General features: G+C 57.1%; 23 protein-coding genes. 14 read left to right on the top strand and 9 right to left on the bottom strand.

The window, feature by feature from the left end; all coding sequences use genetic code 11:
* Positions 1 to 90 precede the first annotated feature (90 nt).
* The 6 genes from xthA to ACOTZF_RS01895 all read left to right on the top strand — a co-directional run bounded on the left by xthA (position 91) and on the right by ACOTZF_RS01895 (position 6,266).
* A complete protein-coding gene (gene xthA, locus ACOTZF_RS01920; RefSeq protein ID WP_038979896.1) occupies positions 91 to 897 on the top strand; it encodes an exodeoxyribonuclease III in 807 nt (268 codons plus the stop codon).
* A 6-nt stretch (positions 898 to 903) separates the two neighbouring features.
* Positions 904 to 1,587, top strand: coding sequence for a TVP38/TMEM64 family protein (locus ACOTZF_RS01915; RefSeq protein WP_129252775.1), 684 nt, complete (start codon positions 904 to 906; stop codon positions 1,585 to 1,587).
* Between the two features lie 15 nt (positions 1,588 to 1,602).
* A complete protein-coding gene (locus ACOTZF_RS01910; RefSeq protein ID WP_421636042.1) occupies positions 1,603 to 2,763 on the top strand; it encodes an ABC transporter substrate-binding protein in 1,161 nt (386 codons plus the stop codon).
* The gene (locus ACOTZF_RS01905) at positions 2,736 to 4,265 is read left to right on the top strand and encodes a thiamine ABC transporter permease (RefSeq protein WP_129252773.1); all 1,530 of its coding nucleotides are present in this window, start codon (positions 2,736 to 2,738) and stop codon (positions 4,263 to 4,265) included. The genes ACOTZF_RS01910 and ACOTZF_RS01905 overlap by 28 nt, the downstream gene beginning before the upstream one ends.
* Positions 4,265 to 4,885, top strand: coding sequence for an ATP-binding cassette domain-containing protein (locus ACOTZF_RS01900; RefSeq protein WP_129252771.1), 621 nt, complete (start codon positions 4,265 to 4,267; stop codon positions 4,883 to 4,885). The genes ACOTZF_RS01905 and ACOTZF_RS01900 overlap by 1 nt, the downstream gene beginning before the upstream one ends.
* A gap of 73 nt (positions 4,886 to 4,958) precedes the next feature.
* Complete coding sequence (locus ACOTZF_RS01895; protein ID WP_129252769.1) at positions 4,959 to 6,266, top strand: sulfurtransferase; 1,308 nt, start codon at positions 4,959 to 4,961, stop codon at positions 6,264 to 6,266.
* Here ACOTZF_RS01895 and ACOTZF_RS01890 read toward each other — a convergent pair.
* Positions 6,263 to 6,880 carry a CDP-alcohol phosphatidyltransferase family protein gene (locus ACOTZF_RS01890; protein WP_029881998.1) on the bottom strand — a complete coding sequence of 206 codons (618 nt, stop codon included), beginning with the start codon at positions 6,878 to 6,880 and terminating at the stop codon, positions 6,263 to 6,265. The genes ACOTZF_RS01895 and ACOTZF_RS01890 overlap by 4 nt on opposite strands.
* The gene (locus ACOTZF_RS01885; RefSeq protein ID WP_057071569.1) at positions 6,873 to 7,442 is read right to left on the bottom strand and encodes a carboxymuconolactone decarboxylase family protein; all 570 of its coding nucleotides are present in this window, start codon (positions 7,440 to 7,442) and stop codon (positions 6,873 to 6,875) included. Before ACOTZF_RS01885 ends, ACOTZF_RS01890 begins: the two co-directional genes overlap by 8 nt.
* 75 nt (positions 7,443 to 7,517) lie before the next feature.
* On the opposite strand from ACOTZF_RS01885, the gene ACOTZF_RS01880 reads away from it, so the two are divergent.
* Positions 7,518 to 7,934, top strand: a complete 417-nt coding sequence (locus ACOTZF_RS01880; protein ID WP_058684499.1) for a pyrimidine (deoxy)nucleoside triphosphate diphosphatase — start codon at positions 7,518 to 7,520, stop codon at positions 7,932 to 7,934.
* Here the strand turns inward: ACOTZF_RS01880 and ACOTZF_RS01875 are convergent.
* Positions 7,894 to 8,166, bottom strand: coding sequence for a YnjH family protein (locus ACOTZF_RS01875; RefSeq protein ID WP_013097042.1), 273 nt, complete (start codon positions 8,164 to 8,166; stop codon positions 7,894 to 7,896). The genes ACOTZF_RS01880 and ACOTZF_RS01875 overlap by 41 nt on opposite strands.
* A 228-nt stretch (positions 8,167 to 8,394) precedes the next feature.
* Between ACOTZF_RS01875 and gdhA the strand changes: the two genes are divergently transcribed.
* On the top strand, positions 8,395 to 9,738 hold the full coding sequence (gdhA, locus tag ACOTZF_RS01870; protein ID WP_013097043.1) for an NADP-specific glutamate dehydrogenase: 1,344 nt from the start codon (positions 8,395 to 8,397) through the stop codon (positions 9,736 to 9,738).
* Positions 9,739 to 9,795: 57 nt separating this feature from the next.
* On the opposite strand, the gene ACOTZF_RS01865 is transcribed toward gdhA, so the two are convergent.
* From ACOTZF_RS01865 to ACOTZF_RS01855, 3 genes are all read right to left on the bottom strand, one after another.
* The gene (locus tag ACOTZF_RS01865) at positions 9,796 to 11,703 is read right to left on the bottom strand and encodes a DNA topoisomerase III (protein ID WP_062934285.1); all 1,908 of its coding nucleotides are present in this window, start codon (positions 11,701 to 11,703) and stop codon (positions 9,796 to 9,798) included.
* A gap of 4 nt (positions 11,704 to 11,707) precedes the next feature.
* The gene (gene selD / locus ACOTZF_RS01860) at positions 11,708 to 12,751 is read right to left on the bottom strand and encodes a selenide, water dikinase SelD (protein WP_129252767.1); all 1,044 of its coding nucleotides are present in this window, start codon (positions 12,749 to 12,751) and stop codon (positions 11,708 to 11,710) included.
* A gap of 116 nt (positions 12,752 to 12,867) precedes the next feature.
* A complete protein-coding gene (locus tag ACOTZF_RS01855) occupies positions 12,868 to 13,419 on the bottom strand; it encodes an NAD(P)H nitroreductase (RefSeq protein WP_013097046.1) in 552 nt (183 codons plus the stop codon).
* Positions 13,420 to 13,586: 167 nt separating this feature from the next.
* Here ACOTZF_RS01855 and sppA point away from each other — a divergent pair, with 167 nt between their 5' ends.
* The 4 genes from sppA to ACOTZF_RS01835 all read left to right on the top strand — a co-directional run bounded on the left by sppA (position 13,587) and on the right by ACOTZF_RS01835 (position 18,603).
* Positions 13,587 to 15,443, top strand: a complete 1,857-nt coding sequence (sppA, locus tag ACOTZF_RS01850) for a signal peptide peptidase SppA (RefSeq protein WP_020690337.1) — start codon at positions 13,587 to 13,589, stop codon at positions 15,441 to 15,443.
* Positions 15,444 to 15,506: 63 nt separating this feature from the next.
* Positions 15,507 to 16,523 carry an asparaginase gene (gene ansA / locus ACOTZF_RS01845; RefSeq protein WP_095427205.1) on the top strand — a complete coding sequence of 339 codons (1,017 nt, stop codon included), beginning with the start codon at positions 15,507 to 15,509 and terminating at the stop codon, positions 16,521 to 16,523.
* A 9-nt stretch (positions 16,524 to 16,532) separates the two neighbouring features.
* Positions 16,533 to 17,174, top strand: a complete 642-nt coding sequence (gene pncA / locus ACOTZF_RS01840; RefSeq protein ID WP_013097049.1) for a bifunctional nicotinamidase/pyrazinamidase — start codon at positions 16,533 to 16,535, stop codon at positions 17,172 to 17,174.
* A gap of 172 nt (positions 17,175 to 17,346) precedes the next feature.
* On the top strand, positions 17,347 to 18,603 hold the full coding sequence (locus ACOTZF_RS01835) for a glycoside hydrolase family 18 protein (RefSeq protein ID WP_058661054.1): 1,257 nt from the start codon (positions 17,347 to 17,349) through the stop codon (positions 18,601 to 18,603).
* Positions 18,604 to 18,663: 60 nt separating this feature from the next.
* Here ACOTZF_RS01835 and ACOTZF_RS01830 read toward each other — a convergent pair whose 3' ends face one another.
* Both ACOTZF_RS01830 and msrB read right to left on the bottom strand, forming a co-directional pair.
* Positions 18,664 to 18,942, bottom strand: coding sequence for a YeaC family protein (locus tag ACOTZF_RS01830; protein WP_013097051.1), 279 nt, complete (start codon positions 18,940 to 18,942; stop codon positions 18,664 to 18,666).
* A 41-nt stretch (positions 18,943 to 18,983) separates the two neighbouring features.
* Positions 18,984 to 19,397, bottom strand: a complete 414-nt coding sequence (gene msrB, locus ACOTZF_RS01825) for a peptide-methionine (R)-S-oxide reductase MsrB (RefSeq protein ID WP_013097052.1) — start codon at positions 19,395 to 19,397, stop codon at positions 18,984 to 18,986.
* 341 nt (positions 19,398 to 19,738) lie between these two features.
* Here msrB and gapA point away from each other — a divergent pair, with 341 nt between their 5' ends.
* Complete coding sequence (gene gapA, locus ACOTZF_RS01820) at positions 19,739 to 20,734, top strand: glyceraldehyde-3-phosphate dehydrogenase (RefSeq protein WP_013097053.1); 996 nt, start codon at positions 19,739 to 19,741, stop codon at positions 20,732 to 20,734.
* Positions 20,735 to 20,806: 72 nt separating this feature from the next.
* Positions 20,807 to 21,691, top strand: coding sequence for a D-hexose-6-phosphate mutarotase (locus ACOTZF_RS01815; protein WP_129252761.1), 885 nt, complete (start codon positions 20,807 to 20,809; stop codon positions 21,689 to 21,691).
* Positions 21,692 to 21,788: 97 nt separating this feature from the next.
* Here ACOTZF_RS01815 and ACOTZF_RS01810 read toward each other — a convergent pair whose 3' ends face one another.
* Positions 21,789 to 22,535 (bottom strand): MipA/OmpV family protein, encoded by a 747-nt coding sequence (locus ACOTZF_RS01810; protein WP_129317764.1) that lies wholly within the window; start codon positions 22,533 to 22,535, stop codon positions 21,789 to 21,791.
* Positions 22,536 to 22,558: the final 23 nt, after the last annotated feature.

Here is a 22,558-nt window from a genome sequence, read left to right as displayed (position 1 = left end):
TATCTGTCGCAGTTATTGGTCAATCCCCGTAACAGACGACGCAAATTCTGCTACCATCCATGCACTATTCACCTTGCACTGGCAGCGACTATGAAATTTGTCTCTTTTAATATCAACGGCCTGCGTGCCCGCCCTCACCAGCTTGAAGCGATTGTTGAACAACATCAGCCTGATGTGATCGGCCTGCAGGAGACAAAAGTTCACGACGATATGTTTCCCCTCGAAGAGGTGGTGAAACTGGGTTACAACGTCTTTTATCACGGGCAGAAAGGGCATTACGGCGTTGCCCTGCTGACCAAAGAGACGCCGGTTTCCGTCCGCCGCGGCTTCCCGGGTGATGGCGAAGAAGCGCAGCGCCGGATCATCATGGCGGAAATTCCTTCAGCGCTCGGCAATATCACCGTGATCAACGGCTATTTCCCGCAGGGGGAGAGCCGTGACCATGAGACCAAATTCCCGGCGAAAGCGAAGTTTTATCAGGATCTGCAGGATTACCTGACTACCGAACTGAACAAAGAGAATCCGGTGCTGATCATGGGCGACATGAATATTAGCCCGACCGATCTGGATATCGGCATTGGTGAAGAGAACCGCAAACGCTGGTTGCGCACCGGCAAATGTTCATTCCTGCCGGAAGAGCGCGAGTGGATGGATCGCCTGCTGAGCTGGGGTCTGGTGGATACCTTCCGCACGGCTAACCCAGACACCCAGGATCGCTTCTCATGGTTCGATTACCGCTCAAAAGGATTTGATGACAACCGCGGGCTGCGCATAGACCTGCTGCTGGCAAGCTCCCCGCTGGCGGAACGCTGCATTGAAACCGGGATCGACTACGATATCCGCAGCATGGAAAAACCGTCGGACCACGCGCCGGTGTGGGCGAAATTCAAGCTGTAACCCCGTGTGAACATTCGAAAAATTGTCGTATTGTGCGCCCTGCTGGGCGCCTTTATGCTGACGTGGCTCACTCTTCCTCCGGGCACGCTCTCTCTTGAAACCATCAAAACGCATCAGCAGACCTTGCTCGCCTGCATCGAACACGCCCCGCAGCAAAGTGCGCTGATCTTTTTTGCGCTCTATGTGGTGGTTTCCGCCCTCTCTATCCCCGGTGCCGCGATACTGACCCTGCTGGGCGGCGCGCTATTTACGCTGTGGAAGGGGACGCTGCTGGTGTCGTTTGCCTCCACGCTCGGTGCCACGCTCGCGATGCTCGCCAGCCGTTATCTGCTGCGCGACTGGGTTCAGCGACGGTTTGCCCAACAGATGAAAACGGTGAACGCCGGGATGGCGCGTGACGGCGCTGGGTATCTATTCGCCCTGCGCATGATGCCGTTGTTCCCGTTTTTTCTGGTCAATCTGCTGATGGGGCTGACCCGCATTGGGGTGCGTCGGTACTGGTGGGTCAGCCAGCTCGCCATGCTGCCCGCAACGGTTATCTTCCTCAACGCCGGCCGCGAGCTGGGAAAAATCACCTCGCTGCGCGATATTCTGTCGCCGGGCATGCTGTTAGCCTTTACACTACTGGGGTTATTACCGCTGATGAGTCGATGGCTGTTTTCCCGACTCCCCTCTTCGTTTAAAAAGTGAGGCATTATGCGCCGTGTGCGTTTTTGCGCGTTTCTGACCGGTCTGCTGCTGACCACTCCTCTGTGTGCCGCCGACAGCTGGCACGTTATCCAACAACAGGCCAAAGGCCAGACCGTCTGGTTTAACGCCTGGGGAGGCGATCAGGCGGTTTACCGCTACCTCGACTGGGTCAGCGGCGAGATGAAAACGCACTACGCGATCAACCTCAACATTGTCCACCTGGCCGATGCGGCGGATGCGGTAAAACGGATCCAGACAGAAGCTGCCGCCGGGCGTAAGACCCATGGCTCGGTGGACCTTTTGTGGGTTAACGGTGAGAATTTCCGCACGCTGAAGGAGGCTAACCTGCTGCAAACCGGATGGGCACAGACGCTGCCTAACTGGCGCTATGTCGACACGGGCAAACCGGTCACGGAAGATTTCGCCCTGCCAACCGAGGGTGCAGAATCTCCGTGGGGTGGCGCGCAGCTCACTTTTATCGCCCGCAAAGCGAGCATGCCGACTCCGCCATCAGACCCGCAGGCATTACTGGCCTGGGCGCAGCAGCATCCGGGTAAAATCAGCTATCCTCGTCCGCCTGATTTTACCGGCACCGCGTTTCTGGAACAGTTGCTTCTCACGCTCACCTCCCGGCCCGATGCGCTGAAACGCGCGCCCGATGACACCTTTGCACAGGTTACCGCGCCGCTCTGGGACTACCTCGACAAACTCCACCCGCTGCTGTGGCGAGAAGGAAAAGATTTCCCGCCTTCACCTGCGCGGATGGATACCCTGCTCGCCCGCGGCAGTCTGAGCCTGTCGCTGACCTTTAACCCGGCACATGCGCTGCAAAAAGTGGCCAGCGGTGAACTGCCTGCCGACAGCTACAGCTTTGGTTTTCACAACGGGATGATCGGCAACGTTCATTTTGTTGCCATCCCGGCGAACGCCAGCGCCAGTGCGGGGGCCAGGGTGGTTGCCAATTTCCTGCTTTCACCTCAGGCGCAGATCCGCAAAGCCGACCCGACTATCTGGGGCGATCCGAGCGTACTGCAGGCAAACACGCTGCCCGCAGATGAAGCAAAACAGCTTCAGGCCCACACGCCACAAGGGCTTCCGCGGATGCTTGCGGAGCCACACGCAGCCTGGGTTAACGCGCTGGAGCAGGAATGGCTGCGTCGTTACGGCACCCGCTGAGCGCACTCATCTGGCTGGCGATGGCGGCAGTGTATCTGCCGCTTGTTCCCGCCGCCGCCATGCTGTTGACGCCGGCGCTGTCGGCAGGAAACTGGCAACGCCTGTTTGACGACCCGCAGATCCCGCAGGCGCTCGCCGCCACCCTGGTATCCACGCTGATTGCCACTCTCGGCGCCCTGTTTATCGCCCTGATTTTCGTCACCACGCTCTGGCCCGGTGAGCGCTGGCGTCGTCTGTGTACCCGTTTGCCGTGGCTGCTGGCCGTTCCCCACGTTGCTTTCGCCACCAGCGTGTTGCTGACTTTTGCCGAAGGCGGTCTGTTTTATCAGCTCTGTACACGCTGCTCCCCGATGTTGGATCGCTACGGGATTGGGCTGGGGCTGACTCTCGCCGTCAAGGAGAGCGCCTTCGTGCTGTGGGCGATATACGCGGTGTTACCTGAAACCCGGCTGGGTCGCCAGAATGTCGTGTTGCAAACCCTGGGATACGGGCGGTTCCAGCGACTGTGCTGGCTGGTGATCCCGGAGATCGCGCCGGCGCTGGGTGCCACAATGCTGGCGGTGCTCGCCTGGTCCCTCTCTGTTGTGGATGTCGCCATTATCCTGGGGCCGGGGAATCCGCCTACCCTGGCGGTACTGGCCTGGCAGTGGCTGACCCAGGGCGACGTGCAGCAGCAAACGAAAGGAATGCTGCTCTGCCTGCTGATGCTCGCGCTGCTGGCCGTGCTTTCGGCGCTGGGGTTCGGTATCTGGAAGGCGTGGCGTCGCACGTTGCCTGCGCTGACAGGTGTGCGACGCACGTTCCCCCTCGCGCCGCCCGCCCGTATGCTCAGCGGAATCCTCCCCGCATGCGGCATGCTTTGCGCCGGAGTGCTGCTGATGCTGGCCCAGTGGGATGATGTTAGCGCCGTGCGTGCCAGTTTATCGTTCGGCCTGCTTGCCAGCCTGATAGGCCTGATCATGATACTGCTCTGGCTGGAATGGGGGCCGCGGCGTGGTGCGCTGTGGGTCTGGCTCCCTCTCGCCCTTCCTGCGCTGCCGTTGGTTTCCGGGCAATACAGGGTGGCGTTATGGCTGGGTATCGACGGGCAGTACGCCGCCGTGCTCTGGAGTCATCTGCTGTGGGTGTTGCCGTGGATGCTGCTGATACTGCAACCCGCCTGGCGGCGCATCGATCCGCGGCTTCTCCTCACGGCCAGAACGCTTGGCTGGCGGCGGACAAAAGTCTTCTGCCTGATCAAATGTCCCCTGCTGTTGCGCCCCGCGCTGCTGGCGTTTGCAACCGGATTTTCGGTCAGCATGGCGCAATACATGCCAACACTCTGGCTCGGCGCGGGGCGTTTCAGCACCCTTACCACCGAAACCGTGGCGCTCAGCAGCGGCGGCAGCATCCCGATTCTGGCTAACCGGGCGCTGTGGCTTCTGTTGGTGACAGGGGCCGTCTTCGGCGTTGCCGCACTGTTATCCCGGCTCGCAGGCCATTATCGACGAGGATTACGTTAATGCTGAAGGTCAACAATCTCACCATTGCGCCGCTGTTCCGTGAAGTTAACTTTTATGTCCCTCGCGGTGAAATCGTCACCCTGATGGGGCCGTCCGGCAGCGGGAAATCGACCCTGTTCTCATGGATGGTTGGGGCACTGTCTGACGACTTTCAGGCGCAGGGCGAGCTGTGGCTTGACGATCGCCGCTGTGACGGGCTGCCTGTCGAGCAACGCGGGATCGGTATTCTCTTTCAGGACGCACTGCTGTTTGACCAGTACAGCGTCGGGCAAAATCTGCTGCTGGCGTTACCGGCGCGAATAACCGGACGCGCACGCCGGGAAAGGGTGCAACAGACCCTGGATTCAGCCGGGCTAAATCGCCACTATGTCAGCGATCCGGCCACGCTGTCCGGCGGGGAGCGTGCCAGGGTGAGCCTGCTGCGGGCTCTGCTTGCCGAGCCACAGGCGTTGTTGCTGGACGAACCGTTTAGCCGCCTTGATAAATCACTGCGGTCCTCCTTTCGGACATGGGTGTTTGATGCCCTGCGCGCACGCAATATCCCGGTGGTGCTGGTCACGCATGACGATGAAGATATTCCGCCGGGTGGCGAGGTGATTGAGATTTCTCGCTGGCAATAATGTGCTAACGCAATGTTTTACCTTTCAGGAGAGACGACAATGCCCCCCTCTTTTACTGACGTCAGGTTATTCGATGAAACGTGTTTCTCAACTGACCGCGCTGGCCCTGCTTTGCGGCCTCGCCTCACTCTCTTGCATGGCCGCTGATATGCCCCATTCGCTCACACTGGCTCAGCTTCAGGAACAGCACGGCGCGGCGATCGATACCCGTGCCAGTGCGTTTTATAACGGCTGGCCGCAAACGCTGAGCGCCCCCTCCGGGCACGAGCCCGCTGCGCTTAACCTCTCTGCCACCTGGCTGAGCGCGATGAGCGACGACCAGATTGGCCGCTGGGCAAAACAGCATCAGCTTACCCCCACAACGACTATCGCCCTCTACGGCAGTGACGCTGACAACCAGGCGGTGAGCGCCCGCCTGAAGAAAGCCGGTTATCCCCGGGTTTCCGTTCTCAGTGATGCCCTGCAGTCCCCTGAGCGTCTGCAGCGCCTGCCGCACTTTGAACAGCTCGTTTACCCGCAGTGGATTTATCAGCTTTCGCAGGGCAAACCGGTGGCAGCCGCCCCGGCCGGTGACTGGAAAGTGATTGAAGCCGCCTGGGGTGCGCCGAAGTTCTATCTACTGAACCACATTCCCGGCGCGGATTATATTGATACCAACGAAGTGGAAAGCGAGCCGCTGTGGAATAAGGTTTCTGACGACAAACTGAAAGCGATGCTGGCAAAACACGGGATCCGTCACGATACCACCGTCATTCTGTATGGTCGCGATGTCTATGCCGCCGCCCGCGTGGCGCAAATTATGCTCTACGCGGGCGTGAAGGACGTGCGTATTCTTGATGGTGGCTGGAAAGCGTGGTCAGAGGCCAACCTGCCGGTGGAAAGAGGGATGCCTGCTGATGTCAAACCCGCTCCCGATTTCGGCGCGCCGCTCCCCGGTCAGCCACAGCTGATGATCGATATGGCGCAGGCGCGCGGGATGCTGCATCGCCAGGATGCCTCGCTGGTCAGCATTCGCTCGTGGCCGGAGTTTACTGGCGAAACCAGCGGCTACAGCTACATCAAACCCAAAGGTGAAATTGCCGGTGCCCGCTGGGGTCATGCCGGAAGCGATGCCACCCATATGGAAGATTTCCATAACCCGGACGGCACCATGCGCAGCGCCGATGACATCGCCGCCATGTGGAAAAGCTGGAACATCCTGCCGGAACAGCACGTGGCCTTTTATTGCGGTACCGGCTGGCGAGCCTCTGAGGGCTTTATGTATGCCCGCGCGATGGGCTGGAAAAACATCTCCGTCTATGACGGTGGCTGGTACGAATGGAGCAGCCACCCGCAAAACCCGGTGTCGTCTGGCGAGCGCGGACCCGACAGTTCGCGCTAGGGCGTGAGTGAACGCAGCGTCAGATACCCGCTCCAGATGCGCGTTGTGGTGGTCAGCCAGCACAACGCGCCAAATACCCACGCGAGAAGCGTGAAGTGCGCCGGAAACAGGCAGCACAACACAAACAGCACGATGGTCTCCGTCCCTTCCGTTAATCCGCCGATATAGTAAAACGACTTGTGCGCATAGCCGGGGTTATCGATATTGTGTTTCGCCGCCAGAGCGGCAAAGGCCAGAAAGCTGCTGCCGGTTCCGATAAAGGCGAACAGTAGCCAGGCCGCGGCCAGCGCATTCTCAGCGGGGGCCGCGAGGGCAAAACCAAACGGCACCAGCGCGTAGAACAGAAAATCGAGCGCGATATCCAGAAACCCGCCCGCATCCGTCAGCCCTCTGCGGCGTGCCAGTGCGCCGTCCAGGCCATCCAGCAGGCGATTAGCCACAATGGCGACCAGGGCCGCCGGATACCAGCCAAGCGCCAGAAACGGTAGCGTCAGCACGCCTGCGGCAAATCCGGTTAACGTTAAGCCATCGGGCGTGATGCCGGGTTTATCCAGCCAGGAGGCCAGCCGGTTAAGGGCGGGCTTTACCCGGGGATGAATATGTCGATCAAGCATGCGGCTTTCCTTTAAACGTGTCGCACAGTCCCTGCGCCGGGATATCAAGGGCGGCATTAAAGCGGGCCGAAAGGTTTTGAAACGCAATCAGCGCCGTCATTTCGCTAATCGTCTCATCGGTAAAAAGGCGTTTGAGCTCGCTTTTGAGCGCCTCATCCACCTGCGGCGGCGTGGCGGTGACGGCCTCCGCGTAGGCCAGCGCCGCGCGCTCCTGCTCATTGAAAAGCGCGGCGTCACGCCACTGGCTTACGGCCTGCACTTTATCCAGCGCGCCCGCGCGTTCGGCCAGGCGCAGGCTGTTGGCATCAATGCAAAATGCACAGTGACAGAGCTGGGATACCCGCGTCATCAGCAGCGAGCGCAGCACCGGCGTCAGGCGGGCGTTGCGTCGCTCCAGAAACCCGACAAACAGCGCCACCAGCCAGAACAGGCGCGGCATACGTCCCCACCAGCGCGTGGGGTTAAGCACTGCGCCAAAGTGTTTTTTCTGCATGGCGGCAATAGGTTTGAGGCTGGCGGGAAGGGATTCAACCGGGGCAACCCAGGTGGATGTCTCTTTCACGTGATTCTCCTGATGACTGGACTCCTGGAAAGGGCACGATAATATGGTGTTTTTCGCTATCAAGTATTGACGACCATGCTGAAAACACTCGATGTCGTTGCGGCAATCATCGAAAAAGACAATAAAATTTTACTGGCGCAGCGCCCCATGCATGCCGATCAGCCAGGCCTGTGGGAGTTTGCCGGTGGAAAGGTGGAAGCCGGAGAAACGCAGCCCGAAGCGCTGATCCGCGAGCTGCAGGAAGAGTTGGGGATCCACGCGCAACCATCGTACTACGTGGCAAGCCACCAGCGGGAAGTGTCACAGCGGATAATCCATTTACACGCCTGGCACGTGCCCCACTTCAGCGGTGAACTAACGGCGCACTACCACAGCGCCCTGGTGTGGTGTACGCCTGAAGAGGCGTTTGACTACCCCTTAGCCCCGGCGGATATTCCGCTGCTGGAAGCCTTTATTCTTTTACGCGACGCCAGACCAGCGGGTTCGTGCTGATGGTGCGTTCATCGCGCTGGCACTGCAGCAGGATACCGTCCGCTTTCACCACCGCCCCTTCTGAGTAGTTCTGGTCCTGATAGATGCAGCACTGGTTACAGGGCTGCGCTCTCTGGCCGCTGGAGCTAAAGACCTCCGGCGGTACGTTCACTTCCACATCCGGACGAATGCGGTCAGCCTGCGCGCCAGCGCTCAGCATCAAACATAACGCGGTCATCACGTAACGGTTCATAGACTTCTCTTCCTGTTGTGTCCTGATAATGACTATAACGGTTAATCATCGCGGAACCTTTAATTTATCTCGTCATCGCTTTTGGTTATGACGCCGCACAGGTCATTAATTTCCCTTTCGACATAAATTTCTGCTTGCTTCGCAAAGCGGTACGGGTGGTATAGTCAAAAAAACAACACAAATCGTATAAGACACATACGGAAATTATCATAAGAGGTTCTTATATCTATGGATCAGACATGCACTCTGGAAAGTTTTCTCACCCATGTTCAGCAGCGCGACCCGCATCAGAGCGAGTTTGCGCAGGCCGTACGTGAAGTAATGACCACCCTGTGGCCCTTCCTGGAACAAAACCCACGTTATCGTCAGATGTCTTTGCTTGAGCGCCTCGTCGAACCTGAGCGCGTGATCCAGTTCCGCGTGGCGTGGGTGGACGACCGCAATCAGGTGCAGGTCAACCGCGCGTGGCGCGTGCAGTTTAACTCGGCTATCGGGCCGTTTAAGGGCGGGATGCGCTTCCACCCTTCAGTGAACCTGTCGATTTTGAAATTCCTTGGCTTTGAGCAGACCTTTAAAAACGCGCTCACTACCCTGCCGATGGGCGGCGGTAAAGGCGGCAGTGATTTTGACCCGAAAGGCAAAAGCGAAGGCGAAGTGATGCGTTTCTGCCAGGCGCTGATCACCGAGCTTTATCGCCACCTTGGCCCGGACACCGACGTCCCTGCCGGTGATATCGGCGTGGGCGGGCGTGAAGTGGGCTTTATGGCCGGAATGATGAAAAAGCTCTCAAACAACAGCGCCTGCGTCTTTACCGGCAAAGGACTCTCCTTCGGCGGCAGCCTGATCCGCCCGGAAGCGACCGGCTACGGTCTGGTCTATTTCACCGAAGCGATGCTGAAACGCCACGGCTTAGGCTTCGAAGGCATGCGCGTGGCGGTCTCCGGCTCCGGCAACGTGGCGCAATATGCCATCGAAAAAGCAATGCAGTTTGGTGCCCGCGTGGTCACCGCGTCTGATTCCAGCGGTACCGTCGTGGATGAAGCCGGCTTCACGGCTGAGAAACTGGCGCGTCTGTGTGAAATTAAAGCCAGCCGCGATGGCCGCGTGGCCGATTATGCCCGCGAGTTTGGTCTGACCTATCTTGAGGGTAAACAACCGTGGGGCGTGCCGGTGGATATCGCCCTGCCGTGTGCAACCCAGAACGAACTGGACGTTGAAGCCGCCCGCACCTTAATCAGCAATGGCGTAAAAGCGGTAGCCGAAGGGGCGAATATGCCAACCACCATCGAGGCGACCGATCTGTTCCTGGAAGCAGGCGTACTGTTTGCACCGGGCAAAGCCGCCAACGCCGGCGGCGTGGCAACGTCCGGTCTGGAGATGGCGCAAAACGCCGCGCGTCTGGGCTGGAAAGCGGAGAAAGTGGATGCCCGTCTGCACCACATCATGCTGGATATTCACCACGCCTGCGTAGAGTACGGCGGTGAGGCCTCGCAAACCAACTACGTGCGTGGTGCGAATATCGCCGGGTTCGTGAAGGTGGCGGACGCGATGATTGGGCAGGGTGTGATTTAAGGTTTATCGTGCGGCCGGGTGCCCTCTCCCACAGGGAGAGGGAGAAAAACGAGGGTATCAGGCCGCGCTCTTTTTCTTTTTAAACGGTTTCTTCGCACCACCACCCGGTGCCACCATTCCTCTGAACCGCTTCACCGGCGTGCTGCGTGCCTGATCGATCAGCTGGTACAGCGTCCCCACCAGCGGCTGCATAAAGTCCTGATAACGGCACTGTTTCTCGCTGATTTGCGTCAGCACCGATTCCCAGTGCGCCGTCATATCCGGCCGGGCGGCCAGCTCCGGCAGGGAGTGGATTAATGCCCTGCCCGGCTCGGTAGAGTGAATATAACGCCCTTTTTTCTCCAGGAAGCCGCGCTTGAACAGCAGTTCGATGATCCCCGCGCGGGTCGCTTCGGTTCCCAGCCCGTCAGTGGCGCGCAGGATCTTTTTCAGCTCTTTGTCCTGCACAAAACGGGCAATCCCGGTCATGGCGGAGAGTAGCGTCGCATCGGTGAAATGGCGTGGTGGCTGCGTCTGGCGCTCTACCACTTCCCCTTTCTCACACAGCAGCTCGTCGTCTTTAGCCACCACCGGCAGCGGAGTACCGTCGTTCTCTTCGTCACGCTCTTTGTTGCCAAGCAGCGTACGCCAGCCCGCTTCCGCCAGAAAACGCGCTTTGGCAATAAATTTGCCTTTGGCGATCTCCAGCTCAATGACGCACTTGCGGAACACCGCGTCCGGGCAGAACTGCATCAGATACTGACGCGCGATCAGGTTATAGACCTTCGCTTCGTTCTCCGCCAGGTTGACGTTGCTGGCCCGCGCCGTCGGGATGATCGCATGGTGGGCATCGACTTTTTTATCGTCCCAGCAGCGGTTATGGGTATCCGGGTTGACGACCGGCTGCGGCAGCAGATCCGGCGCATGCACGCCGATGGCGTTCATCACCGCGTGGCGTCCGGCAAAGTGTTCTTCAGGCAGGTAACGGCTGTCTGAACGCGGATAGGTGATGAGCTTGTGGGTTTCGTAGAGCTTCTGGCAGATATCCAGCACGTTCTGCGCGCTCAGGCCAAAGCGCTTCGCGGCCTCAATCTGCAGGGCAGAAAGTGAAAACGGCAGCGGTGCGGGTTCGGATTCCCGTTTATCGTTATAGCTGGTGACGATGGCAGGTTGACCGGTGATCCGGTTGACCACGTGCTCCGCCAGCGGACGGTGCAGCAGACGGCCCTCTTCATCCTGATACGATTCGCAGGCATCGCTCGGCTGCCAGACGGCGGTAAAACGCTCCTCTTTCGGGGTGACGATGTGCGCTTTCACTTCGAAAAAATCTTTGGCGACGAAGTTTTCAATTTCTTCATCACGGCGCACCACCAGCCCCAGCACCGGCGTTTGCACGCGGCCTACGGAGAGTACCCCCTGATAGCCGGCATTCCGCCCAAGGATCGTGTAGGCGCGGGTCATGTTGATCCCGTACAGCCAGTCTGCGCGCGCACGGGCCAGCGCGGACACGCACAGCGGGATAAACTCGCTGTTGGCGCGCAGACGCGAAATCGCCCGCTCCACCGCCTGCGGGTTGAGGTCGTTAATCAGGCAGCGCTGCACCTGCTGGCGTTTTTCCGGCGCCAGCTCCAGATAGTCCAGCACTTCATCCACCAGCAGTTGTCCTTCCCTGTCCGGGTCACCGGCGTGGACAACTTCAGACGCTTCATGCAGAAAGCGCTTAATGACGTTGAGCTGTTTGGTGACGGAGGGGCGCGGTTGCAGGCGCCATTTTTCCGGCACGATAGGCAGATCGTTGAGGTTCCAGCGGGCATAGCGGCTGTCGTAGACGTCTGGCTGTGCCTGCTCAAGCAGGTGACCAATGCACCAGGTGACCACCTGCCCGTTACCGCATTCAATGAAGCCGTCGCCTTTGCGATGCGGCTTCGGCAGCACATCGGCGATGGCACGAGCCAGACTCGGCTTTTCGGCAATAAACAACCGCATCGAATTAACGGATCTCAATCATCGGTCGGCCACCGCGCGCGGTCACCAGTTCGCCGATCGCCGTCAGGGTAATACCAAACTCGGCGGCCGTTGCCTGCACCTCGGCTTCTGACTCCGGCGTGACTGCCAGCAGCAGACCACCCGAGGTTTGCGGATCGCACAGCAGGTTACGCCACTCTTCAGGCATTTCGCCCATCAGATGACCATAGCTGGCAAAGTTACGCTGAGTACCGCCCGGCACGGCGCCCTGGGCAATGTACGCTTCCACGCCTGGCAGCTTCGGCACGTCCTGATACGAGACCTGCGCCTGCACACCCGCGCCCTGGCACACTTCAGAGAGATGCCCCAACAGGCCAAAACCGGTGACGTCTGTCATCGCCTTCACGCCGTCGATATTGGCGAAAGCGGCACCGGCCAGGTTCATCTGGCACATCACTTCCGTTGCCAGACCTTTGTGTTCCGGTTTCAGCAGGGATTTTTTCTCGGCGGTGGTCAGCACGCCAATGCCCAGCGGCTTGGTGAGGAACAGCTTGCAACCCGCCTGCGCGGTGCTGTTGCGTTTGACGCGCTCGGTAGGCACCACGCCCGTGACCGCCAGACCGAAGATCGGCTCCGGCGCATCAATAGAGTGACCACCGGCCAGGGCAATCCCCGCCTGCTGGCAGGCAAAGCGTCCGCCCTCAATCACCTGGCGGGCTATTTCTGGCGCCAGGGTGTTGATCGGCCAGCCCAGAATCGCAATCGCCATAATCGGTTTACCGCCCATCGCGAAGATATCGCTGATGGCGTTGGTCGCTGCGATGCGCCCGAAATCGAACGGGTTATCGACAATCGGCATAAAGAAGTCAGTGGTACTGATAATGCTGGTGCCGTTACCCAAGTCATAAACCGCTGCATCGTCACGCGTTTCGTTGCCAACAAGCAGGTTCGGGTCGACAAACTTCGCCTGTTCGCTGTGCAGGATGGTTTCCAGCACTTTGGGGGAAATTTTACAACCGCAACCGGCTCCGTGGCTGTATTGCGTTAAACGAATGGTTTGCTCGCTCATGGACATCTCCTGTCAATGCAATCGCGCTATGGTAGCGCTCATTCCTTAAAGAGGTAAGTATGACTGTCTGAATTCTGCGGCAGATGCTCAGAATCCAGACAGTTTAGCGCGCGTTATCAGAAACGGCTGACGAAAGGCGTGGTGTCCGGCACGCTAATGGTGCTGGAGGCTTTAAGCTGAGGGGTGCCGAGATAGAGGAAACCGACGATTTTGTCATGCTCGCCGCAGTTGAGTCCGTCGCGCACCGCCGGGCTTTCAGTCAGTGGCCCGGTACGCCAGATACCGTTGAAGCCTTGTGCAACAGCGGCCATCTGCATCGCCATCACCGCGCATCCCGCCGACATCTCCTGCTCCCAGACCGGCACTTTATGCTCCGCCTGACACTTCGCCACGACGGCGATAATCATCGGTGCACGGAACGGCGCGTTACGGGCTTTATCGATCCCTTTCTCATCCTGACCGGCGGCAACCGCCCCCTGCTCCAGCAGCTGGCTGAAGCGCTCGCGGCCTTCACCTTCAATAATAAAGAAGTGCCACGGCTGAAGTGTGCCGTGATCCGGCGCACGCATACCGGCACGCAGAATGTTCTCCAGCTGCTCACCCGCTGGCGCAGGTTCCGCCAGACGTGACGCGCTACGGCGGTTAACAAGCAGTTCAAGTGCGTCCATTGGTTAACTCCTTTCTTGAAATTTACTCACAAAATTAACACGACGGCAGATTTTGTTACAGCCTGGCAGGCGATTCCTGCTGACAAGTGGCGGTTGGGTCATTACGATAACCCAACATTACCGTCCAGTGGCGACGGAAACAGTCATTTTCTGGTTAGGGAGAATACATGCGAACCCTTTGGCGAATCTTTGCCGGTTTCTTTAAATGGACGTGGCGACTGCTCAATTTCGTCCGCAACCTGGTGATGAACCTCGTGTTCATCCTCCTGGTGCTGGTTTGCGCGGGCATCTGGATGCACATCAGTAACGCAAACCAGTCACAGCATTCGACGCGCGGCGCGCTGCTGCTCGACATCACCGGCGTGATTGTCGATAAGCCTTCCACCAGCAATCGTCTGGGAGTGATTGGTCGTCAGCTGTTCGGCGCTACCTCGGACCGCCTGCAGGAAAACTCCCTGTTCGATATTGTCGATACCATTCGTCAGGCAAAAGATGATCGCAACATTACGGGTATCGTGCTGGATCTGAAAGATTTTGCCGGGGCCGACCAGCCTTCCATGCAGTACATCGGCAAAGCCCTGCGTGAATTCCGTGACAGCGGTAAACCGGTGATCGCAATAGGCGACAGCTACAGCCAGGGGCAATATTATCTGGCGAGCTTTGCCAATAAAATCTGGCTTTCACCTCAGGGTACGGTCGACCTGCACGGCTTTGCCACGAACGGGCTTTACTACAAATCTCTGCTCGACAAGCTGAAGGTCACCACCCACGTGTTCCGCGTCGGTACGTATAAATCTGCCGTTGAGCCATTCATCCGTGATGACATGTCCCCTGCCGCCCGTGAAGCGGACAGCCGCTGGATTGGTGAGCTGTGGCAGAACTACCTGACCACGGTTGCCAGTAACCGCCAGATTACCCCTGCACAGGTCTTCCCTGGTGCCCAGGGCGTGCTGGACGGCTTGCGCAAGGTTGACGGCGATACCGCGAAATATGCGCTTGATAACAAGCTGGTCGATGCCCTGGGAACCAGCGCGGAGATCGAAAAGTCCCTGAGCAAACAGTTCGGCTGGAGCAAAGAGGATAAAAATTACAGCGCGATCAGCATGTACGATTACGCGGCGAAAAAACCGGATGAGAGCGGTGACAGCGTTGCGGTCGTCTTTGCCAATGGTGCAATTATGGACGGTCAGGAGACACCGGGGAACGTCGGCGGTGATACCACCGCGTCGCAGATCCGTGACGCGCGTCTTGACCCGAAAGTGAAAGCAATTGTGCTGCGTGTGAACAGCCCGGGGGGCAGCGTCAGCGCCTCTGAAGTGATCCGCGCCGAGCTGGCCGCTGCGCGTGCAGCAGGTAAACCGGTGGTGGTTTCCATGGGCGGCATGGCGGCTTCCGGCGGTTACTGGATCTCAACCCCGGCTAACTACATCGTCGCTAACCCAAGCACCCTGACCGGATCAATTGGCATCTTCGGGGTGATCAACACGGTAGAGAACAGCCTGGATTACCTGGGTGTGCATACGGATGGTGTGGCCACTTCACCGCTGGCGGATGTGTCGGTAACCAAATCCCTGCCACCTGAAGTGTCCGAGATGATGCAGCTCAGCATTGAGAATGGCTACAAGCGCTTTATCACGCTGGTCGCTGACTCGCGTAAGAAGACGCCGCAGCAGATCGACGAGATTGCTCAGGGCCACGTCTGGACAGGGCAGGATGCGAAGAGCAACGGCCTGGTCGACAGCCTGGGTGACTTTGATGACGCGGTGAAGAAAGCCGCCGAACTGGCGAAGCTCAAACAGTGGCATGTTGAATACTATCAGGATGAGCCGTCGTTCTTCGATATGGTGATGGACAGCATGTCCGTCTCCGTGCGCGCCATGTTGCCGGAAGCGCTGCAGGCTTATCTGCCAGCGCCTGTCGCCACGGCCGCTAAAGCGATGAAAGCGGAAAGCGATAAGCTCGCGGCGTTTAATGATCCACAAAGTCGTTACGCGTTTTGCCTGACCTGCGCAAACGTACGTTAAACCCCGTCCCCTCTTCCGGTGAAGAGGGGATTTTTTTCTTTTGAAGAACAAGAAATCACTACCATGCAGAAGAAATCGATTTATGTAGCCTACACTGGCGGTACCATCGGGATGCAGCGCTCTGAAAACGGCTATATTCCTGTGTCCGGTCATCTTCAACGTCAGCTTGCCCTGATGCCGGAATTCCACCGCCCGGAAATGCCTGACTTTACCATCCACGAGTACGAGCCGCTGATGGACTCCTCCGACATGACGCCGGAAGACTGGCAGCATATCGCGGATGACATCAAAGCCCATTACGACCAGTACGACGGCTTTGTGATCCTGCATGGTACCGACACCATGGCCTTTACCGCCTCGGCGCTCTCCTTCATGCTGGAAAACCTGAGCAAACCGGTGATTGTCACCGGCTCGCAAATTCCGCTGGCGGAACTGCGCTCGGATGGACAGATTAACCTGCTTAACTCCCTCTACGTGGCGGCGAACTACCCGATTAACGAGGTCTCGCTGTTCTTCAACAACCGTCTGTATCGTGGCAACCGTACCACCAAAGCGCACGCCGATGGGTTTGACGCCTTCGCCTCACCAAACCTGCAACCGCTGCTGGAAGCGGGTATTCATATTCGTCGTCTGGGCACGCCGCCTGCGCCGACCACCTCAGGCGAGCTGATCGTTCACCCGATCACTCCGCAGCCGATCGGTGTGGTAACCATTTATCCGGGCATCTCTGCTGATGTGGTGCGTAACTTCCTGCGCCAGCCGGTAAAAGCGCTGATTTTGCGCTCCTACGGTGTGGGTAACGCGCCGCAGAACAGTGAATTCCTGAAAGAGCTGCAGGAAGCGAGCGAGCGCGGGATTGTGGTGGTTAACCTGACGCAATGTATGTCCGGCAAGGTCAATATGGGCGGCTATGCCACCGGTAACGCTCTGGCGCATGCGGGGGTGATCAGCGGATTCGATATGACCGTCGAGGCCACACTGACTAAACTTCATTATTTACTGAGTCAGGATCTGGACATCCACTCCATTCGCAGCGCCATGATGCAAAACCTGCGCGGCGAACTGACCCCGGACGAATAAGGAGGCCTCATGAAGCAACGCGCCCTGTTACTGGTCGATTTGCAAAATGATTTCTGCGCGGGCGGCGCACTGGCCGTCGCAGAAGGTGACAGCACGGTCGACGTGGCCAATACCCTGATTGACTGGTGTAAATCGCGCGGTGAAGCCGTTGTCGCAAGCCAGGACTGGCATCCGGCCAACCATGGCAGTTTTGCCAGCCAGCACGGCGTTGAACCCTTCAGCCAGGGTGAGCTCGACGGTCTGGCGCAAACCTTCTGGCCCGATCACTGCGTGCAGCAAACGGAAGGCGCCGCGCTACATCCGCTGCTGAATCAGAAAGCCATCGACGCGGTGTTTCATAAAGGTGAAAACCCGGCTATTGACAGCTACAGCGCCTTTTTCGATAACGGACATCGTCAGAAAACGGCGCTGGACGCGTGGTTACGTCACCACGAAATCACCGAGCTGATTGTGCTGGGTCTGGCAACGGACTACTGCGTGAAGTTTACCGTGCTGGACGCGCTCCAGTTGGGTTATACGGTCAGCGTCATCACCGACGGCTGTCGCGGGGTGAACATTCAACCGCAGGACAGCGCGCAGGCGTTTATGGATATGGCCGCTGAAGGCGCGACGCTGTATACGCTGGCAGACTGGCTGGAGACACAGGCGTAGTCTTTTATGCCGGGGGGGCGGCTTCGCCTTTCCCGGTATTTCCACTCCGATCCCCATAAAGTGAACTCCCTCGCATCACCAGCGAAGCGGCAATGCTATGCTTTTCAGGCTGTTTTTTCGCCACGCTTTTTCTGTGGCGTGGTTATTTTTATTCTGTCAAAGAGGAACACCTATGAAACGTTTGCCATTGCTGGCAGCTTTACCCTTGCTTTGCGCGTCAGTTGCTTACGCTACTCCCCTGATGTCCGTGGGCTACTTTAACGGCGGTGGTGATGTTACTGCCGGACCCGGCGGCGATATCAATACGCTTGATGTCCGCCAGATCACCCACCTGAACTATTCGTTTGGCCTTATCTACAATAACGAAAAAGACGAAACCAACGCCGCATTGAAAGATCCGGCGAAGCTGCATCAGATCTGGTTATCTCCGAAAGTGGCGTCCGATCTGGCGCTTATCCCACAGCTTCGTAAACAAAACCCGAATTTAAACGTTCTGCTTTCCGTCGGGGGCTGGGGTGCCCGTGGTTTCTCGGGCGCAGCAGCCACCAAAGAGAGCCGCGCGGTGTTTATCCGCTCGGCGCAGGAGATTGTTGAGAAATACGGTCTGGACGGGATCGACCTTGACTGGGAGTACCCGGTAAACGGCGCATGGGGGCTGGTCGCAAGCACGCCTGCAGACCGGGATAACTTCACCTTCCTGCTGAAAGAGCTGCGTGCCGCCTTCGGGCAGAAAAAACTGGTCACGATTGCGGTTGGGGCCAATGCGGAAAGTCCGAAAAGCTGGGTCGATGTGAAAGCCATTGCTCCCCTTCTCGACTATATCAACCTGATGACCTACGACATGGCGTACGGCACTCAGTATTTTAACGCGAACCTGTATGACTCCAGCGCCTGGCCGACCGTGGCGGCAGCAGATAAATACAGCGTCGATTTTGTGGTGAACAATTATCTGGCCGCGGGGCTGAAGCCACAGCAGATGAACCTTGGGATTGGTTTCTATGGGCGCGTGCCAAAACGCGCTGTGGAACCGGGCATTGACTGGAGTAAGCCCGATGCGCAAAACAATCCGGTGACACAGCCTTACTTCGGCCCTCAGGAGATCGGGTTGTTCCGATCACTTGGTTATGACCTGACCAAAGATACCTACGTGAAGTACAACGATATCGTGAAGAAACTGCTAAACGACCCGCAAAAGCGCTTTACCGAACACTGGGACGACCAGGCGAAAGTGCCGTGGCTTTCCGTGAAGGGCGCCGACGGGAAGGATCTGTTTGCCCTCTCGTATGAGAATCCACGTTCCGTCGCTATCAAAGCGGACTATATCAAAGAGAAAGGTCTGGCAGGCGCAATGTTCTGGGAGTATGGGGCGGATGATAATAACCAGTTAGCGAAGCAGCTGGCGGAGTCGCTCGGGATCTCGCACAAGTAGTGAGGCAATAAAACCCTCTCCCACAAGGAGAGGGTTGAGTGAGGACATCAACCTACACCGTTATTGTATTTTCATCGTCGCAATCGGCTTTGGCGTGATACCAAACTCTTCCTTCAGTTCACGCTTGCTCTTCATCACCATCTGGCCGTTGGTATCGATTGTCATGTGCTGCGCATCGGTATTGTTGCGCGCCTGCCACAGCATGACCAGCTGCAGGCTGTTCTCTTTTTGCTCCGGGGTTAAGGCAACGCCATCAGGCCATTTCCCCAGCTCAACGGCGGTGACCAGACGCTGATAAACCTCCGGCGTCATACCGTTAATCATGTCATCAATATTCACGATCTCTCCCTTTCAAAGGAATAATTTGCTGAATCGTTTTTTCAACCTTTAATCTGGTCGCCGTTTTCATCGTCGCTAAAGCTCAGAGAAGCTGAGTTAACGCAGAAACGCTCGCCCGTTGGCTGAGGGCCATCCGGGAAGACATGCCCCAGGTGCGCATCGCAGTTGCCGCAGCGAATTTCGGTACGCACCATCCCGTGCGACGAGTCAGTTAAGTAGCGGATCGCGTCATCACTCACCGGCTCGTAAAAGCTCGGCCAGCCGCAGCCAGAATCGTATTTCGTTTGTGAATTGAACAGCGGGGCGTCACAGACCAGGCAATGGTATACGCCATCGCGTTTGTTATGCAGTAAACGCCCGGTAAATGGCGGCTCCGTGCCGTGATTCTGCGTCACGTAAAACTGCATTTCTGTGAGGTTTTTTTTCAAATCGTCAGGGTTACGTTGGTTCGACATATGCTTACATCTCGCTGTAGAAACAGACACCTTTTAACCCGGATTCTAACAAAACATTAACACCCTTGCGTGCACTTTTGATCTAAACTTATGTGTCGCGAAAAGGCGGTCAGGCAATTGTGATCATGCTCACATATTTATCCTGCGAGGCCTTTAAAATTCCGGGCGCAGCCCCCATGTGGTTGCTAGCTCAAAGGGAAAGTGAGGCGAGTCAGTCGCACAAACGTTAGTCACAGGATTGATTTGTCGCAATGATTGACACGATTCCGCTTGACGCTGCGTAAGGTTTTTGTAATTTTACAGGCAACCTTTTATTCACTAACAAATAGCTGGTGGAATATATGACTATCAAAGTAGGTATCAACGGTTTTGGCCGTATCGGCCGTATTGTTTTCCGTGCTGCTCAGAAACGTTCTGACATCGAAATCGTTGGTATCAACGATCTCCTGGACGCTGAATACATGGCGTACATGCTGAAGTACGACTCAACTCACGGTCGTTTCGACGGCACCGTTGAAGTGAAAGACGGCCACCTGGTTGTTAATGGCAAAACCATCCGCGTTACTGCTGAGAAAGACCCAGCTAACCTGAAATGGAACGAAATCGGTGTTGACGTTGTTGCTGAAGCAACCGGTATCTTCCTGACCGACGAAACTGCGCGTAAACACATTACCGCGGGTGCGAAAAAAGTTGTTCTGACTGGTCCTTCCAAAGACAACACCCCAATGTTCGTTCGTGGTGCTAACTTCGAAACTTACGCTGGCCAGGATATCGTTTCTAACGCATCCTGCACCACCAACTGCCTGGCACCGCTGGCAAAAGTTATCAACGACAACTTCGGCATCATCGAAGGTCTGATGACTACCGTTCACGCGACCACCGCTACTCAGAAAACCGTTGACGGCCCGTCTCACAAAGACTGGCGTGGCGGCCGTGGCGCGGCTCAGAACATCATCCCATCCTCTACCGGTGCTGCTAAAGCGGTAGGTAAAGTACTGCCAGAACTGAATGGCAAACTGACTGGTATGGCTTTCCGCGTTCCAACTCCTAACGTATCCGTTGTTGACCTGACCGTTCGTCTGGAAAAAGCTGCTTCTTACGAAGACATCAAGAAAGCAATCAAAGCTGCTTCCGAAGGCCCAATGAAAGGCGTTCTGGGTTACACCGAAGACGACGTTGTATCTACCGATTTCAACGGCGAAGTATGCACTTCCGTGTTCGATGCTAAAGCAGGTATCGCACTGAACGACAACTTCGTTAAACTGGTATCCTGGTACGACAACGAAACTGGCTACTCTAACAAAGTACTGGACCTGATCGCTCACATCTCCAAATAAACTGGAATGAGTGCTTGATCCAAAAAGGCGACTTCGGTCGCCTTTTTTATTTATAAGACAGAGGATTGCTTAATGATTAATAAAATTTTTGCACTTCCGGTAGTCGAACAACTTACCCCTGTGCTCTCCCGTCGCCAGATTGATGGCGCTGATGTTATCGTCGTTGACCACCCGCGTGTGAAAGCCTCCGTTGCGCTGAACGGCGCCCACCTGCTCTCCTGGAAACCGGAAGGTGAAACGGAAGTGCTGTGGCTGAGCGATGCGACCTCTTTCAAAAAAGGAGCGGCGATCCGCGGCGGCGTGCCTGTCTGCTGGCCATGGTTTGGGCCGTCAGCGCAGCAGGGACTGCCTTCTCATGGTTTTGCCCGCAACCAGCAGTGGACCCTGAAAGCGCATAACGAAGATGATAACGGTGCCGTGCTGACCTTTGAGCTTCAGGCCAATGACGAGACCCGTGCGCTGTGGCCGCACGAGTTTACCCTGTACGCCCGCTTCAAGCTGGGTAAAACCTGCGAGATTGAGCTGGAAGCGCACGGCGAGTTTGAAACGACCTCTGCCTTGCACACCTACTTCAACGTGGGTGATATCAGCGCGGTAAAAGTGAGCGGCCTTGGCGATACCTATATCGACAAAGTGGACAATGCAAAAGAAGGGAAACTCAGCGACAGCGTGCAGACCTTCCCTGACCGTACCGACCGCGTTTACCTGCATCCGGAAGCGTGCAACGTGATCCACGACAGTGCCCTCAACCGTGGCATCGAAGTGATTCACCATCATCACAGCAACGTGGTGGGCTGGAACCCAGGTCCGGCACTCTCAGTGAGCATGGCCGACGTGCCCGATGACGGTTACAAAACGTTTGTCTGCGTTGAAACGGCCTGCGTCACTACGGCGCAAAAAGCCAGCGAAGAAAAACCGTCTCGCTTAGGGCAGACTATTCGCATTGTGAAGCGCTAAGCCTTTGACGCGGTATGGTTATGACCGCACCAGCACAATGCAAACGGGGCGCAAGCGCCCCGTTATAATGCAAAGATTGCACTGTTTTGATGCACAATCAGAACTTGTAGGTCACACCGACAGAGAAAATACCCGCCCAGGACTTGTCGACCATTGGGCTGTCTTTCACTTCGTCGCTCAGACGCTCGTAACGGCCAGTACCGTATACGTTCCAGTCACCCAGGAAGTTGTAGCTCGCGGTCAGCTCCAGGTACGGATCCCAACCATCATCTGCGCTGTAGCTCTTCAGACCGCTACGACGGGATTCATTCTTAGAAACGCCATAGTAGTAGTCGTTGTAGTTCTCACTGTTGTACTGCACACCAATACCTGGCGTCAGCGTTAACGCACCGTTCGTGTAGCGATAGAGCCACGCCAGATCCCAGATAAAGCCGTTGCTGTTATCCAGCGTGTCTCCCGCCAGCGCGGTACGCAGGAAGCCATACTCGGTGTTATGCACATAAGAGAGACCCGCCATCATGGTGCTCTTACGCTTGTCGAGTCGACGCAGGGCGTGGCTGTCGCTGTCACCCGGTTTGAAGTGCGTCGGATCGTAGTAGGCCATAATGGAGAGCTTATCGGCCGTATCGTTCCACAGATAGTAGCCGCCGCCGAGTCCACGGAACCAGAAGTTATCGCCTTCATAGGTGACAACCGGAACGGGATAAACATCACGATCATACTGTTTATACGGGCTGTTAATGACGCCAACGCCCGCACCTACCGTCCACTGGCTTTCCGCCTGTGCGGTGCTAACTGCGGTCGCGGCGAGTATGCCCAATGCCAGAAGTTTGAGTTTGGTCACAATCCATTCTTTCCTGTAGTCAA

It is taken from the genome of Enterobacter cloacae complex sp. SHL021 (genome assembly GCF_049237765.1).
GTDB classification, from domain to species: Bacteria; Pseudomonadota; Gammaproteobacteria; order Enterobacterales; family Enterobacteriaceae; genus Enterobacter; species Enterobacter cloacae.
Note: the sequence above shows the minus strand (reverse complement) of the source record. Positions and strands in the feature narration are given on the sequence as shown.